At 65.2% G+C, this 16,181-nt stretch carries 11 protein-coding genes; all 11 read left to right on the forward strand.

Annotation, left to right across the window (positions count from 1 at the left end):
- Window positions 1-35: 35 nt before the first annotated feature.
- The 11 genes from ubiE (at window position 36) to ABQU90_RS13895 (ending at window position 15,855) form a co-directional block, all read left to right on the forward strand.
- Window positions 36-797 (forward strand): bifunctional demethylmenaquinone methyltransferase/2-methoxy-6-polyprenyl-1,4-benzoquinol methylase UbiE, encoded by a 762-nt coding sequence (gene ubiE / locus ABQU90_RS13845; protein ID WP_323521538.1) that lies wholly within the window; start codon window positions 36-38, stop codon window positions 795-797.
- A gap of 196 nt (window positions 798-993) precedes the next feature.
- On the forward strand, window positions 994-1,884 hold the full coding sequence (locus tag ABQU90_RS13850; RefSeq protein WP_055850582.1) for a GGDEF domain-containing protein: 891 nt from the start codon (window positions 994-996) through the stop codon (window positions 1,882-1,884).
- A 110-nt stretch (window positions 1,885-1,994) separates the two neighbouring features.
- Window positions 1,995-3,944, forward strand: coding sequence for a M1 family metallopeptidase (locus ABQU90_RS13855; RefSeq protein WP_323521813.1), 1,950 nt, complete (start codon window positions 1,995-1,997; stop codon window positions 3,942-3,944).
- A 444-nt stretch (window positions 3,945-4,388) separates the two neighbouring features.
- Window positions 4,389-5,108: a hypothetical protein gene (locus ABQU90_RS13860; protein WP_115512623.1), complete on the forward strand. Its 720-nt coding sequence runs from the start codon at window positions 4,389-4,391 to the stop codon at window positions 5,106-5,108.
- A gap of 3 nt (window positions 5,109-5,111) precedes the next feature.
- Window positions 5,112-5,741: an HAD family hydrolase gene (locus ABQU90_RS13865; protein ID WP_323521539.1), complete on the forward strand. Its 630-nt coding sequence runs from the start codon at window positions 5,112-5,114 to the stop codon at window positions 5,739-5,741.
- 998 nt (window positions 5,742-6,739) lie between these two features.
- Window positions 6,740-8,755: a methanol/ethanol family PQQ-dependent dehydrogenase gene (locus ABQU90_RS13870; protein ID WP_323521541.1), complete on the forward strand. Its 2,016-nt coding sequence runs from the start codon at window positions 6,740-6,742 to the stop codon at window positions 8,753-8,755.
- Window positions 8,752-10,527, forward strand: a complete 1,776-nt coding sequence (locus ABQU90_RS13875) for a quinoprotein dehydrogenase-associated putative ABC transporter substrate-binding protein (RefSeq protein WP_323521542.1) — start codon at window positions 8,752-8,754, stop codon at window positions 10,525-10,527. The genes ABQU90_RS13870 and ABQU90_RS13875 overlap by 4 nt, the downstream gene beginning before the upstream one ends.
- Window positions 10,528-10,552: 25 nt before the next feature.
- Window positions 10,553-11,203, forward strand: a complete 651-nt coding sequence (locus ABQU90_RS13880; protein ID WP_161964617.1) for a c-type cytochrome — start codon at window positions 10,553-10,555, stop codon at window positions 11,201-11,203.
- Window positions 11,204-11,214: 11 nt separating this feature from the next.
- Window positions 11,215-12,270, forward strand: coding sequence for a beta-propeller fold lactonase family protein (locus ABQU90_RS13885; RefSeq protein ID WP_503064414.1), 1,056 nt, complete (start codon window positions 11,215-11,217; stop codon window positions 12,268-12,270).
- 35 nt (window positions 12,271-12,305) lie between these two features.
- Window positions 12,306-13,412 carry an S-(hydroxymethyl)glutathione dehydrogenase/class III alcohol dehydrogenase gene (locus ABQU90_RS13890; protein WP_055850603.1) on the forward strand — a complete coding sequence of 369 codons (1,107 nt, stop codon included), beginning with the start codon at window positions 12,306-12,308 and terminating at the stop codon, window positions 13,410-13,412.
- A gap of 10 nt (window positions 13,413-13,422) precedes the next feature.
- Window positions 13,423-15,855 (forward strand): TonB-dependent receptor, encoded by a 2,433-nt coding sequence (locus ABQU90_RS13895; protein ID WP_323521545.1) that lies wholly within the window; start codon window positions 13,423-13,425, stop codon window positions 15,853-15,855.
- Window positions 15,856-16,181: the final 326 nt, after the last annotated feature.

The raw sequence follows: 16,181 nt of genomic DNA on the forward strand, positions 1-16,181 counted from the left end.
AGTCATGGCGGCGTCAGCAGTGCGATAATCCAGGCATGAGCGAATCTCCCTATACCTCCGGCACCACCCATTTCGGCTTTCGCGATGTCGCTGCCAAGGACAAGCAGAAGCTGGTCGGCGAGGTCTTCACCTCGGTCGCGCGCAACTACGACCTGATGAACGATCTGATGAGTCTGGGCGTCCACCGCGCATGGAAACGCTACTTCGTGGCGACCGCGCAGGTGAAGCCGGGCGACCGTGTGCTGGATCTGGCCGGCGGCACCGGCGACATCGCCGTGCTGCTCAAGGAGCGCGTGGGCGATGAAGGCGCCGTGGTGCTGGGCGACATCAACGCCGGCATGTTGTCGGTGGGCCGCGACCGCCTGACCAATCGCGGCCTGGTGGCGGGCTTCGACTACGTGCAATGCAACGCCGAAGCGCTGCCGTTCCCGGATCAGAGTTTCGATCTGGTGACCATCTCCTTCGGCCTGCGCAATGTCACCGACAAGGACGCCGCACTGCGCGAGATGTATCGCGTATTGAAGGTGGGCGGCCAGGCGCGCGTACTGGAATTTTCCGAAGTCACCGCCGAGTGGTTCAAGCCGATCTACGACTTCCACTCATTCAAGATTCTGCCCAAGCTGGGCCAGTTGTTCGCACGCGATGCCGACAGCTACCAGTATCTGGCCGAAAGCATCCGCAAGCACCCGCCGCAGGATTCGCTCAAGGGCATGATGTGCGAGGCCGGATTTGCGCGCTGCCACTACAAGAATCTGACCGGCGGCATCGTGGCGATTCATTCCGGTTACAAGATCTGAATCCCGCCCGCGGCTGATGGCCGACGTGGCGCGTGCATCACCTGCCACGTCTTGTAGTTCAGGGGCGCCGCTTGTGTTCGCTTGATACGGCCTCGCTACCCGCAGGCACGTGCGCACCAACGAATTTCTGAGACTTTCGTCGCGTTGGCTCCACCATCTGTCGGCGACACTAGGCGCTCTTTTGTCGGAGAGTTGGATGCGCTTATACGCCGGGCTCTCGCGTGTGTTTCCCCGTTCCTTCAGCGCCAAGCTGCTGGCGGTGACCTTTGTCGGGATTCACTTGCCGCTGCTGTTGTTGATCGCGTGGCTGGCATCGCAAAGCGAGCTGGAAGGGCAGCTGTTGTGGTCGGTGATCATCGTCGCCCTGCTGGCCACCCTGGCGGGCACCGCCTTGACGCTGTCTGCCTTGTATCGCCTGCTGGCGCCGTTGCGCATCGCCGCCGATGCGCTGGATACCTACTACGCCGATCAACGTCTGCCCAGCTTGCCGGAGCATGGCGACGATGAGCTGGGGCGCCTGCTGCGCGGGATCAATCGCAGCCTGCGCGGGATCGACGCCGGCATGCGCGATCTCAAGAAGCATGCCCTGTTCGACCCACTCACCGAGGCGCTGAACCGGCGCGGCTGCGAACAGGCAATGCGCGATTCGGTCACCGCCTCCCAACGCGAAGGTTGGCCGTTCGTGTTGTTCGTGCTGGACATGGACAACCTCAAGCAGATCAACGACCGCTTCGGGCATCTGGCCGGCGACCGCGTGCTGGTGCGTTTGGTGGAGTCGGCCTACGGCTGGCTGGGGGCGCAGGACTGGATCGGACGTTGGGGCGGCGATGAATTCCTGATCGGCGTGCACGCCAGCGAAGACGAGGCCACGCTCAAGCTCAATCAGTGGCTGTCGATGCTCGAACGCGAAGACGGCGAAGAAGCGCCGTTGCATCTGAGCGCCGGCAGCGCGGTCTGCGAGCAAGGCGTGGATGCCACCGAGCTGTATCGGCGCGCGGATGCGGCGATGTATCGCGCCAAGTTTTCCGGTGGCCGGCGTCTGGTGCGCGACGGCCACGACACCTCGCGTATTCACCCGGTGACATAAGCGCCGACGAGGCGGTACAGCGGCAATCTGCAAGCGGTTGTTGCCGACTGCACGGGCAGGCATCGGCGCGGAGCGCTAAAATGTCCGATTCCCTTGCTGCGGTGCCGTCGATGCGCTTCCCGTACCTGTCGCTGTCCCTGGCCGTCTCCATTGCGCTGGCCGGCTGTTCCAACGAATCCACATCGCCGGCTGCCACCACCGCTGCGCCGGCCGCCACCGCCAAGGCCCCCGTGAAAGCAGACGCCCGCAACCACGACGAAAGTTCCTACGCCCAGCCCGACCAGGTGGTCATCAAGGACCTGGCGCTGGACCTGAAGCTGGATTTCGACAGCAAGCAGATCGGCGGCACCGCGACCTACACGCTGGAGTGGAAGAACAAGTCCGCCAAACAGCTGGAGCTGGATACGCGCGAACTGAGCATCGCGCAGGTGCAGGCCGACGATGGCAAGGGCGGCCTGTCGCCATTGCAATTTGTGCTGGCGCCGGCCGACAAGACCTTCGGCAGCAAGCTCACCATCGAAACCCCGAACCAGCCAGGCAAGGTCGTGATCACCTATCACACCGCGCCGACCGCGTCGGGCCTGCAGTGGCTGGAGCCGTCGATGACCGAAGGCAAGCAGCTGCCTTTCATGTTCAGTCAGTCGCAGGCGATCCACGCGCGCAGCTGGGTGCCGCTGCAGGACACCCCGAGCGTGCGCTTCACCTATAGCGCGCACGTGACCTCGCGCCCGGACGTGATGGTGCTGATGAGCGCCGACAACGACCCCAAGGCCGCGCGCGATGGCGATTACAGCTTCAAGATGCCCGAGCCGATTCCGTCCTATCTGCTGGCCATTGCCGCTGGCGATGTGGTGTTCAAGCCGATTTCCGCGCGCTCGGGCGTGTGGGCCGAGCCGTCGATGGCCGACAAGGCCGCCAAGGAATTCGAAGACACCGAAAAGATGATCGGTGCCGCCGAAAAACTCTATGGCCCGTATCGCTGGGGCCGTTACGACATGCTGGTGCTGCCGCCGTCGTTCCCGTTCGGTGGCATGGAAAATCCGCGCCTGACCTTCGCCACGCCCACCGTGATCGTCGGCGACAAGTCGCTGGTGTCGCTGGTCGCGCACGAGCTGGCGCATAGCTGGTCCGGCAATTTGGTGACCAACGCCAGCTGGAAGGACATCTGGCTCAACGAAGGCTTTACCACTTACGTGCAGGGCCGCATCACCGAAGCGTTGTACGGCGCGGAAATGGCCGAGATGGAGCGCGAGATCGACCAGGGCGATCTGCTGGCCGAAGTGAAAGACATGCCGCCAGCCGACCAGACTCTGGCCCTGCCGCCGCTGGCGCAGCGCGACCCCGACGAAGCCTTGAGCCAGGTGGCCTACGTCAAGGGCGCGTGGTTCCTGCAGTTCCTGGAGCAGCGTTTTGGCCGCGAGGTGTTCGACCCGTTCCTGCGTGGCTGGTTCGACGATCATGCGTTCCAGAGCGCGACCACCGACCAGTTCGTCGAGTATCTGCAGAAGAACCTGCTCGCCAAGCATCCCAACACGGTGAGTGCCGCTGAGGTGGATGCCTGGTTGAAGCAGCCGGGCATCCCGGCGTTTGCGGCCAAGGCACGCTCGCGCAGCTTCTCGATTGTGGACACCGCGCGTATCGCCTGGAGTGGTAGCGCCACGCTGCCCAACAAGCAGGTCACCAGCGAATGGGGCACGCAGGAATGGGTGCATTTCCTCAGCGGCATGGGCGCCACGTTGAAGCCCGAACAGCTCAAACAGCTGGACGATGCCTATCACTTCACCGGCACGCCGAACGGCGAGATCGCCATGCGCTGGTATCCGCTGGCGATCCGCAGCGGTTACACCGACGCACGTCCTGCCGCCGGTGAGTTCATCGAGCGAGTGGGCCGCCGCAAGCTGGTGTTGCCGATCTACGCCGAACTGTTGAAGACCCCGGATGGCATCGCGTTTGCCGAACAGGCCTTCGAAAAAGCCAAGCCCAGCTATCACCCGATCACCACCGCCTCGGTGGCCGAGATGATTGCCAAGGCCAAGGCAGCACCGCCCGCGCAGCCGTGATGGCAGGGGAGGGCGTTGCGGACGCCCTCCCGTCGCGGCGCAAACCCCGGCCGTAGGAGCGCACCCGGGCGCGATGAGGCTTTACCAGTAAAGCTCCGTCGCGCCCGGGTGCGCTCCTACGTTTGCCGATCGATGCCGAAGTGCTGAAGACCCCGGACGGCAGTGCATTCGCCGGACAGGCCTTCGAAAAAGCCAAGCCAGCTATGCCAGCGCAGCCGTGATGGCAAGGGAGGACGTTGAGGACGCCCTCCCGTCGCGCCGCAAACCCCGCCGTAGGAGCGCACCCGGGCGCGATGAGGCATTTACCGGTAAAGCCCTATCGCGCCCAGGTGCGCTCCTACGGGTTCGGTGGTGGTGCGGTCACTGCGATACCTATCGCCCTGCCGATCTATCGCACATGGACAGGCTGGTATCGTTGTCGCTGAATTCGCCCTGGAGTCGACGATGAAGTATCTGTTGAGCGCGGTCTTGTGCGTCGCGGCCCTGAGTGCCTGCACCGACCGCGAGGCGCAACGCAAGGCGCAGGAAACCGCGCAGGCGCAGGCGAAAGAAACCCAGGCCGATGCGCTCGCCAAGCAGTACGACGCAGCCGTCCAGGCGCAGAACTGGGACATGGCGCGCGCGCATGGCGCGGCCTTGCTCGAAGGCTATGCCGGTACGGCGGCCGCAACGCGCATCGAACCCGGGTATGCCGACATCAAGGCCAAGGGCGAACAGGCGCGCGAGCTGCGCCGCATGCAGGCGCTCTGGCAGTACTCGCAGGTGCCCGCAAAGGGCGGCACGCAGCGCTCGGCCATGATCGATGCCAAGGAGCGCGTGGATGTGGATGGCAGCGGTCCCAAGCCGGTGAGCCTGGTGTTCCGCGATCATCCGCAGTGGAAGCGTCACAGCTATCTCGTGCTCAAGGCCGGCGACTTCAATTGCTACGGCGGCTGCAAGGTGCAGGTCTCCGCCGATGGCGGCGCACCACGCGCGATGGCCGCGCATCGCCCCGACACCGACGAGGCGATCGCCATGTTCATCGACGACGACAAGGCGTTGTGGAAAGTGGTGCGCAACGCCAAGCGCATCAGCATCGCCTTCCCGGTCAAGGCCGGCGGCACGCGGACTGCGGAGTTCGACGTGGGCGGGCTGGATACCGCCCAGATGCCGGGCTGGAAATAATCCATGGATGGCGCAAGCGCAGCCCGACTACCGTTGTCCGCCTACCGGCATTGGGTGTTCGACATGGATGGCACGCTCACTCTGCCGGTGCACGATTTCGCGTTGATCCGGCGCGAGTTGGAGATCCCGCCCGAAGACGACATCCTGCATCACCTGGCCGCATTACCTGCCGAGCAGGCGCAGGCCAAGCACGCCTGGTTGCTGGAGCACGAGCGCGCCCTGGCTGAAGCGGCCCAGCCAGCGCCCGGCGCGCAAGAAGTGGTGCGCGCGCTGCACGCCGATGGCTGCCGCCTCGGCGTGCTGACCCGTAACGCGCGCAGCCTGGCGAAGGTCACGCTGGAGGCGATCGGCCTGAGCGATGCCTTCGCCTGGGACGACGTTGTCGGCCGCGACGAGGCCGCGCCCAAGCCCGCGCCCGACGGCCTGCAGTATTTCCAGCAGCGGTGGGCAGTGAGCGCCACTGCATTGCTCATGATTGGCGACCACCACAACGACCTGGCCTGCGGCCGCGCCGCTGGCGCAGCGACCGTGCTGGTCAATACCCCCGGCGACCCCTGGCCCGGCCTGGCCGATTGGCGCCTGCGCGATTGCAGCGAACTGTTACAGCGCTGGCAGGCCCGCGTAGACGGCTGACGTTGGATCAGTCGCGTCTCGGCGCCGGGAGAGCAAGGACGCTTGACCGCCTTGCACGCGTCGATCAACCAATCGCCCCTCTCCCTGCGGGCGAGGGGGTGGGGTGAGGGTGCAGGGGCGAAGCCCTGGTGCCGCTTCAACTGCATGGGCTGCGCCCGTACCCTCATCCGCCCCTTCGGGGCACCTTCTCCCGAGGGGAGAAGGAACAAACGCGTGGCGCCGCGCTCTAGCCCCTTTCTCCGCGGGAGAAGGGTTGGGGTGAGGGGGCAGGGGCGAAGCCCTGGTGCCGCTTCAACTGCATAGTGCTGCGCCCGTACCCTCATCCGCCCCTTCGGGGCACCTTCTCCCGAGGGGAGAAGGAACAGACGCGTGCTCCCGGGGGGAGAAGGAATAGGTGCGTGGCACCGCGCTCTAGCCCCTCTCCCCGCGGGAGAGGGGTTGGGGTGAGGGTACGGACCAAGCGCAGTCCGTCAGATCCCCAGGATCTCGCTTCAAAAGCGCACAACGGCAAACGCATCGACGGCGGTAGCGGGGCACCCCTCGTCAGCCGCTCGGGCGCATTCCTCTAACTGCAAAACAAACGCAGGTGTCGGCGTGCTCGGCTCGTTGTCGTTGTCGTTGCTGGTGCAGCAACGTCGCCAATTCGCCGCCATCTCATTCGCCGCCATCTCCAGAACCCCTAGGCTCCGGAAAACGTCTGGCGTCGTACCGAGTAGGTGTCTCTACCGCGTACCACCGAAGCGCCTCCGCCCAATCTGTTCCATCGCTGCTACAGCACGCTCGGCGCAAAGTGTGCCAAATCCGATACAGCTCTCGCGCGGCATTCACTGCGTCCATACAAAGCCCTGACACAGCAAGGTGTTGCGACGCAACAACGCACTGGCACGCGCTGTGCTCTGTCCTATCGCGGTACCCACCCGTTTGCGCAGTGGTTGCGTGCATCAAACGCCAGTGGCTGTTCGTTCGATTGGATTGTTCACCGAGAGGGGTAGACGCATATGCACCAATCTTCCTGTCGCAGCGTCCGCAGCGGCGCGCTGCTGATGCTTGCGCTGAGCGCTGTGTTGGCCGGTTGCAAAAAAGACACGCCGGCCGAAACCGCCGCGCCCGCACCTGCAGCCACACCCGCCGCGGCGCCAGCCGCCGCCGTGGTCGATACCGATAGCGAATTCACCGCCAACGCCAGCAATGCCGACAACTGGGGTGGCGTGGGTCGCGATTTCGCATTGACCCGGCATAGCCCGCTAGCCGAGATCAATCGCGACAACGTCAAGAATCTGAAGATGTCGTGGGAAATGAAGACCGACGCCACGCGCGGCCACGAAGGCCAGCCGCTGGTGATCGGCAGCATCATGTACATGGTCAGCGCGTATCCGAACAACGTATTCGCGATCGACCTGGCCGCGCAGGAGGACGGTGGCAAGGTGTTGTGGAAATACACCCCGCAACAGGACGAGCGCTCAGTGGCGGTGGCCTGCTGCGATACCGTCAACCGCGGTGCGTCGTATGCCGATGGCAAGCTGGTGTTCGGCAGCCTGAGCGGCGATGTGATTGCGCTCGATGCCAAGACCGGCAAGGAAGTGTGGAAGCAGAAACTCGCGCACCCGGACAAGGGCGAAACCATCACCATGGCGCCGATCATCGCCGATGGCAAAGTGGTGGCCGGCATCAGTGGTAACGAGTTCGGCGTGCTCGGGCGCGTGGCGGCTTACAACCTGTCCGATGGCAAGCAGTCATGGTCCTGCGATGCCGCCGGTACCGACAAGGCGATCTGCCTGGGCCCGGACTTCAATAAGGCCAATCCGCAACACGGCCAGCTCGGCGATCTGGGTATCAAGACCTTCCCCAACGACGAATGGAAGCGCGGTGGCGGTGCGGCCTGGGGCTGGTACAGCTACGACCCGAAGTTGAAGCTGGTCTATTACGGCACCGGTAATCCCGGTCTGTGGAGCCCGTCGTATCGCTGCGGAAAGACCTCGCATGAGGAGTGCAACAACGGCGAGCACGACAATAAGTGGTCGATGACGCTGTTCGCGCGCAAGATCGATACCGGCGAAGCGGTGTGGGGCTATCAGAAGACCCCGTTCGACCAGTGGGATTACGACGGCATCAACGAGCCGATCTTGGTCGATCTGACCATCGACGGCAAGGAAGTTCCATCGGTGGTGCAGTTCGATCGCAACGGCTTTGCCTACGTGCTCGATCGCCGCGACGGCACCTTGCTGCGCGCACACAAGTTCGTGCCGGCAAACTGGGCCGAACGCATCGACATGAAGACCGGTCGCCCGGTGAAAGTGGCGGCGCATTCCCCGCTGGAACGCGGCAAGAAAGTGCAGGCATTCCCGTCGGCAATGGGCGGCAAGGATCAGCAGCCGTGCTCGGTGGATCCGGCCAATTCGGCGGTGTTTTTCTGCGGTACCAATAACTGGCACATGGAACTGGAACCGCAGGAACGCGGCAACACCATGATGGGCCTGCCGTATGTATTCGCCAACGTGATGATGAAGCCCAATGAGCCGGGTGCTCTGGGTATCGTCAAGGCGTTCGACGTGGTGGAAGGCAAGTCCAAGTGGGAGATCAAGGAGAAGTTCCCGGTGTGGAGCGGCACCCTGGTCACCGATGGCGGGCTGGTGTTCTACGGCACGCTCGACGGCTGGTTCCGTGCGGTGGACAAGGACACCGGCAAGAAGCTGTGGGAGATGAAGCTGCCGTCCGGCATCATCGGTAACCCGATCGCCTACAAGGCCAATGGTCACCAGTACGTGGCGGTGTTCTCGGGCATTGGTGGCTGGATCGGTCTGCCGGTGGCTGCCGGTCTGGATCCGGCTGATCCGTACGGCGCGCTGGGTGCTGCCGGGCTGGCGTTTGGCGCCGGCTTCGACAAGATCCCGCTCGGTGGCATGGTGCACACCTTCCGTATCGATGGCGCCGGCAAGACGGTGACCGCCACGGCAACCGCTACTGCGGCCGCCGGTGGTGGCACCGCAAATGCAGCAGCGAAGACTGCACGATGAGATCCACGCAAGGCGTTGGACGCACACGTCGGCAGATCACTGCCGGCGTGTGCGGCATGACCCGGCACCTGCACAAGGTGCTGGTGGTTTGCAGCCTCGGACTCGTCGCCGCAGGTTGCACACGCGAGCCGTCTTCACCGACGGCTCGCGCTTCTGATTCCGATGCGGCGCCCGCAGCGGCGCCTGCATCCACTGCAGCTCCAACCTCCGCGCAGACACCCGCAAACACGCCGCCGCCTGCGCCCGATCCGACGGTGCTGCGTGTGTGCGCCGATCCGGGCAACATGCCGTTGTCCAACAAGGCTGGCGAAGGCTTCCAGAACAAGATTGCACAAGTCGTCGCCGATGCGATGGGCCGTCGCCTGGAATACGAATGGCGCACCTATTACCAGCGCGGGCTGGCGCGCAGCACCATCAACGCCGGCCGCTGCGATCTGCTGATGGATCTCAACAGCGACTTCGAGCAGGGCCTGACCACACGCCCGGTGTATCGCTCGGCCTATGTGCTGGTGACGCGCAAGGGTCTGAATCTGGTGCCCACATCGCTGGATGATCCGGCGTTGAAAAAACTGCGGCTGGGCGTGTTTCAGAGCTCGCCCGCGCGCCAGGCCCTGTACGAGCACGGCATCAGTGGCGAAGTGCAATACCTGTTCTACGACTCGGCCACCGCACCGGAAGAACATCCGGGCAAGCTGGTGGAGCGGGTGGCCGCCAATGAACTGGATGCGGCCGAATCCTGGGGCCCGGTGGCCGGTTACTACGCTGCGCGTAGCAATCTGGGTGTGGTGCCGTTGAACACCATCGACGACGCGGTACTGGAATACTCGATGGCGTGGGCGGTGTCGCGCAAGAACGCCGCATTGCGCGATGCGCTGAACACTGCGCTGCAAGACAATGCGGTAAAGATCGCCGAGATCCTGCGCAGTTATCATGTGCCGCTGGTGCGTTGCAGCGAGTGCATCGTGGCTGGCGATCTGCCGTCGCATGGGCCGTACGCCACACCGACCTCCGCCTCGACTGCGCCGAGCCCTGCTGCGTCGTCGCAGGAGCTGGCGCAGCTGCAGTTACGCATCGCCGATGGTGCTGACCCCAACCAGGAGCTGGCGCATGCGCTGGATGCCGGCGACGCAGTGCGTGCGGCTTGGTTGTTGCGGCATGGCGCCGATGCCAACACGCCCAACCTGCTCGGTGAGCCGCCATTGCATCAGGCCATCCGCAATCAGGAGCCGGATCTGGTCGGGCTGTTACTGGATGCCGGCGCGCGCCTGGATGCGCGCGATGCCAGCGGTTGGACGGCGCTGATGAAAGCCGCATGGGCCAACGATGCCGATAGCGTGAACCGGCTGGTGGGCAAACGCGCGCCGGTCGATACGGTGTCCGGCGATGGCTGGAGCGCACTGGATCTGGCGGTCTCGTATGCCGACGCCAGTGTGGTGCAGGCACTGCTGGCCGCAGGGGCGAATGTGAAGCGTGCCAATCCCACCGGATTCACCCCGGTGATGTTCGCAGTGGCGCGCGACGACCCCGCCATTCTCGATGCGCTGGTTGCACGCGGCGCCGACGTGGGACATGCCAATCAGGCGGGTGTCACCGCCTTGATGCTGGCCGCCGCCGCCGGGCGCGAGGACGTCGCCAAGCGGCTGCTGGCGGCCGGTGCCGACCCTGCGGCGCGCAACCGCGATGGCAAGACCGCCGCGACATTGGCGCAGGACCGCGGCGATGCCGCGTTGGCTGCACTGCTCAGCGAGGCCAAGCGCCCTTCCAGACGCTGAGCGTTTCATCCACCGCGTGCACGGGGTGCGCGGTGTTCCCTCCGATCAGAAAGGTTCGTTCATGCGTAAGTCCACCGTGGGTTGTATCGATCGTTCCATGCGCGCAGCGCTCTGCGCGTTGTTGCTGAGCACACTGCTGGCCGCGTGCGGAAAAGAGACTCCGCCGGCACCGGCACCCGACGCGGCGCCATCGCCCGCCGCCAGCGCACCGGCCGCCGATGCCGCCGCGCCACCGCCGCCCGCAACTGCCTCCGCAGCGATGCCTAACCCGGCCGCAGGCCCTGCGCCGGATCCGGCCACGCCTGCTGCACCCCCGGCCGCCGTGACGCCGATCCCGAAGGGACCGGAGGTCAAGGTCACTCCCGAGCTGATCGCCGAAGGCAAGAAGATCTATTTCTCTGCCGGCTGCAATGCCTGCCACGGCGGTACCGGTGGCGGCGGCATGTGCCCGCCGCTGACCAATGACATCTGGGTCTACGGCAGCGACGACGACACCCTGCGCACGCTGATCAGCGAAGGCACCGCGGCAATGATCACGCACGGCAAGACGCGCATCGGGCATGAAAGAGTGGTGGGACAGATGCCGCCGTTTGCGCCGGTGCTCAAGCCGGGCGACACCGAAAAACTGCTGGCCTTCATCCATTCGATCAACAAGACCGCGGGCAAGGCGCAATGAAGCAAGGCGCACTGCGCTCGGCGATCGGTCGCTGGCGGCGCACCTGTGCAGTGATTGCATCGGGTGCGTTGCTGTTGGTCGCCGGTTGCCAGCGCGATGCTGCCGCACTGGATGCTGCAGCCACTGCATCGCCTGCTGCGTCCACCAGTGCGGCACCGGCGCCGGCAGCACCGCCGGTGTTGGCGTACGTGCCCAACCAACGCAGCGGCACGGTGTCGGTGATCGACACCGGCACCGATACGGTGGTGCGCACGCTCAGTGCGCAAGGCCAGCTCGGCAAGCGTCTGCAGCAGGTGTTGCCCGGCCCGCAGGGCCATTTGTATTTGATCGATGCCGAGCATCACCGGTTGATTGAACTCGACACCGCCAAGGACACGGTATTGCGGCAAGTGGACATCGGCGAAAACGCCGAAGGCATCGCGTTGTCGCCCGATGGCACGCAGTTCGCCGTGTGCGTGGAAGGGCAGAACCAGGTGATGTTGATCGATGCGGCGCAGTTCCGTGTGCAGCAGGTCATCGCCACGCGTGGGCAGGCGCCGGAGCATTGCGCATACACGCCCGACGGGAAGTGGCTGCTCACCAGCAACGAGGGTTCCAACGACATGGACATGATCGAGCTGGCCACGCGTCAGTCGCGCGGCGTGGTCGCCACCAGCGGCCATCCGCGCGGCATGGCGTTCGCACCCGATGGCCGCAGCGTCTATATCGCGCAGGAAACTGCCAACGTGGTGGATGTGATCGACCTGCAGACCCGTACGCGCCGCGCCAGTTTGCCGGCCGGCGTGCGCACTGCCGGTGTGACACTGTCGGCCGACGGCACGCGGCTGTATGCGTCCAACGGTGGTGCCGGCACGGTCAGCGTGATCGATACCACCACTGCACGCAGTCTGGCCGAGATTCCGGTCGGATTACGGCCCTGGAATCCGGCGCTCACGCCCGCCGGCGACAAGTTGTACGTGGCCAATGGCCGCTCCAATACCGTGAGCGTGATCGATACCGCGAGCATGCGCGAACTCAAACAGATCCCCGTCGGCGAACTGCCGTGGGGCGTGGTCATCGCGCGCTGAGTGCCGGCCATGCCGATACGCGCCGGGGAGGCGGGATGAAGACACGCGCTGCGGTCGCCTGGGGCCCGCATCAGCCGTTGACCATCGAAGAGGTGGACCTGCAGCCGCCGCGCCCCGGCGAAGTGCTGGTGCGGCTGGTTGCCACCGGCATCTGCCACGGCGATGCGCATGCGCTGGCACACGGGCATGCGAGCAGCTTTCCGGCGATTTTGGGCCAGGAGGGCGCGGGAATTGTGGAAGACGTGGGAATCGGCGTGACCAGCGTGCGTGCCGGCGATCATGTCATCCCGCTGTACATGCCCGAATGCGGCGTCTGCAAGTTCTGCCGCTCCGGGCGCACCAACCTGTGCCAGGCGATTCGCAGCAGTCAGGAACGTGGCTTGATGCCCGACGGTAGCAGCCGGTTTTCATTGAACGGGCGTCCGATCCTGCACCACATGGGCACCAGTACGTTTTCCGAATACACCGTGTTGCCGGAGATCGCAGTGGCGCGCATCCATCCGGATGCGGCGCTGGATCAGGTCTGCCTGCTCGGTTGCACGGTCACCACCGGCGTTGGCGCGGTGCTCAACAGCACGCATGTGCGGCCGGGCGATTGCGTGGCGGTCTTCGGGCTGGGCGGGATCGGCCTGTCGGTGGTGCAGGGCGCGGTGCTGGCGCGGGCCGGGCGCATCATTGCGGTGGATATCGACCCGGGCAAGTTCGCATTGGCGCGTGCGCTGGGCGCCACCGATTGCCTGGACCCGCGCGACTACGGCGCACCGATCCAGCAAGTGATCGTGGACCTCACCGATGGCGGCGCCGACCACAGTTTCGAATGCGTAGGCGATGTCGGTGCGATGCGTGCGGCACTGGAGTGCTGCCACAAGGGTTGGGGCGAGAGCGTCATTCTCGGCGTGGCCGACGATGCGCAAGAGATCAGCACGCGGCCGTTTCAGTTGGTGACCGGCCGGGTGTGGCGTGGCAGCGCGTTCGGCGGGGTGAAAGGACGCAGCGAGTTGCCAGGCTATGTGGAGCGTTATCTGCATGGCGAGATCCAGTTGGCACCGCTGATCACCCGTACCCTGGCACTGGACGACATCAATCAGGCGCTGGCGGATCTGCGCGCGGCGCGCGGCATCAAATCGATCGTGCTGTATTGAAGGAGACGACATGACGTCGACGCATGACTTGCTGGGCCACCGCAGTACCTCGCCGCTTCGCACCGCTCGCCCTGGATCCGATGTACTGCAACGCCATCGGCTTGCCTGCGCCTGTGCAGCGCTGCTGTGCGCTGGCACGATCGGCCCCGCACTGGCTGACGGCACCCCGCAAGTCACCTGGCTGGATCGCATCGAAGTCACTGCCACGCCCATCCCCGGCACCACCATCGACGCGGCGCAATTGCCGTACATGGTGCAATCGGCGACCAATGCGGAGTTGTCGCATGGGCGCAGCAACAACATCAGCGATCTGCTGCAGCGGCGGTTTGTCGGTGTGGATGGCAACGATGTGCAGGGCAGCGCATTTCAGAACGACCTTACCTTCCATGGCTTTCGCGCATCGGCCTTGCCGGGCGCCTCGCAAGGTGTGTCGGTGTATCTGGACGGCGTCCGCGTCAACGAACCGTTCGCCGATATCGTCAGCTGGGACATGCTGCCCGAATCCGCCATCACCGCCGTCACCCTGATGCCCGGTTCCAACCCGTTATTCGGGCCGAATACGCTCGGCGGCGCTGTGGTGCTGTCCACCGCATCCGGACTCACCGCACCGGGACTGCAAGGCGAACTGAGCGTCGGCAGCGGCGCGCGCAAGCGGCTGGATGCCAGTTATGGCATTGCCGGCGGCGATGGCTGGCATGGCTTTATCGCAGTGACCGGCTTCGACGAAAACGGCTGGCGCGATGCCTCCGAAGGACGTCTGGGCACGGTGTTCGGCAAGCTCGGTCGGCAAGGCGATGACACCGACTGGAGTCTGTCGCTGCTGCACGGGCGCAGCCGCCTGATCGGCAATGGACTGTTGCCCGATACCAGCTACACCGACGAAGGACCCGAGCCAGGCCTGTACCGTGCCGACCGCCGTGCGGTGTATACCTCGCCCGATCTCACCCGCAATCGCAATACGCTGCTGACAGCGCAGTTAGACCACCGGTTCGATGCGGATACCGCGCTGCATGCGCTGGCGTATTCGCGCGTTGGCCGGCGCGACACCGTCAATGGCGATATCGGCGAGGACTACGAAGAATTCGTCGAAGAATGCGCCTCCGGCTACGCCGCCGACGGCAGCGCGCTGGATGCCGATTGCGAGGTGGCGCGCGCCGACGCCGATGCGCTGCATACCGGCGCCCTCAACACCACCCAGATGCGTCAGGAAGCGCAGGGGCTTGCGATCAATCTGAGCAAGCAATGGGGAGCGCATGCGCTCAGTGCCGGTGTCACCTTCGACCGCGGCCATGTGCGTTACCGGCAATTCGCCCGCGATGGTTGGGTGCAGCCGGATCGGTCGGTGCTGGCAGATCCCGATGTCGAGCGTGCGTTCTTCTCTGGTGTGCGTGGCAGCACCAAGACGCTGGGTGCCTTTGTCGCAGACACCTGGGAGCTGGACGCGGCCACCCATCTCACCACCGCAGTGCGCTGGAACCGGGTGGTGGTCGACAACATCCTGTCCACCGCCGAGGACGGCGACCGCCCGCGCGAGCGCTTTGTCTACGCCAAGGCCAACCCATCGCTGGGGCTCACCCATCGGCTCGACTCTGGCCTCACCGTGTACGGCTCGGTGGCGCAGAACACGCGCGCACCGACCGCGATCGAACTGGGGTGCGCCGACCCCACCCAGCCGTGCCGGCTGCCGACCGGCCTGCAGGCCGATCCGCGCCTGGAGCAGATCGTGTCGCGAACTTATGAGCTGGGCGCACGCTGGTCGCCGTGGGCCGACAGCAACGCCACCGTGTCGGTGTACCGCGCCGACAATCGCGACGACATTTTGTTTCTGCGTGCGCCGGACACGCAGCTGGGCTACTTCGATAATGTGGGACGCACCCGCTATCAAGGCCTCGACGCTGCGCTGCACCTGCGCAGCGGCGATTGGCAATGGTCTGCCGGGTACAGCTATCTGGACGCGACCTATCGCAGCGACGGCGAACTGCTGTCCGGCGAGCGTGTGATCACGTTGCGGCCCGGTTTGCGGATCGCTGCGCTGCCACGGCATAACCTCAAGCTCGGGGTGGAGTGGCAGCGCGATGCGCTGACGTTGGGCGCCGGCGTGCGCGCGGTGTCCGGGCGCGTGGCCAGCGGCAACGAAGATGGGCAGGTCGACAATGCCGAAGCGGGCGAGCCCGCACCGCAGCGTATCGATATCGGCACCGCCGGCTATGCGCTGGTCGACCTGCAGGCGCGTTGGGCCATCAGCACGCGCGTGTCGGTCTTTGCGCGTATCGACAACCTGTTCGATCGCCAGTACGCCACCTATGCCGCGGTGGCCGAAGATGTGTTTCCCGATGGCGAACTAGCCCGCCCGCAGGACGCGCCGGTGGAAACGGGTCCGGCACGCTTTCTGGCGCCGGGCGTGACCAGGCAGTATCTGATCGGGCTGCGCTGGGCGTTGTGAGTTTGGGGCGATGATTCGGGATTGGAGATTCATGAGGCGTCAGCACCAGCCGCGCTCCGCGTTATCTGGAGGGTCGCGCGTCGCGCTGGTCGGGGGCGCGGTGCCCTCACCGCTCGCGGGACACGCCGTGAACCCGTCCCTGGGGGCTCGGTGGCGGCATCCATTCCGCCACACGGTCCCGCAAGCGGCGAGGACACCGCACCAGAACGTTGGTCGCGTGAAAGCTGCTTGTAGCGCGTTGCACATCAAACGTTGCGCCGGCACGTGATGACCCGACAACGCGCATCAAGCACTGCTCCTACCATGCACACCGACCATCTCCACTG

Origin of the sequence: Xanthomonas sp. WHRI 10207, from assembly GCF_040202975.1 — a bacterium.
Lineage (GTDB): Bacteria > Pseudomonadota > Gammaproteobacteria > Xanthomonadales > Xanthomonadaceae > Xanthomonas.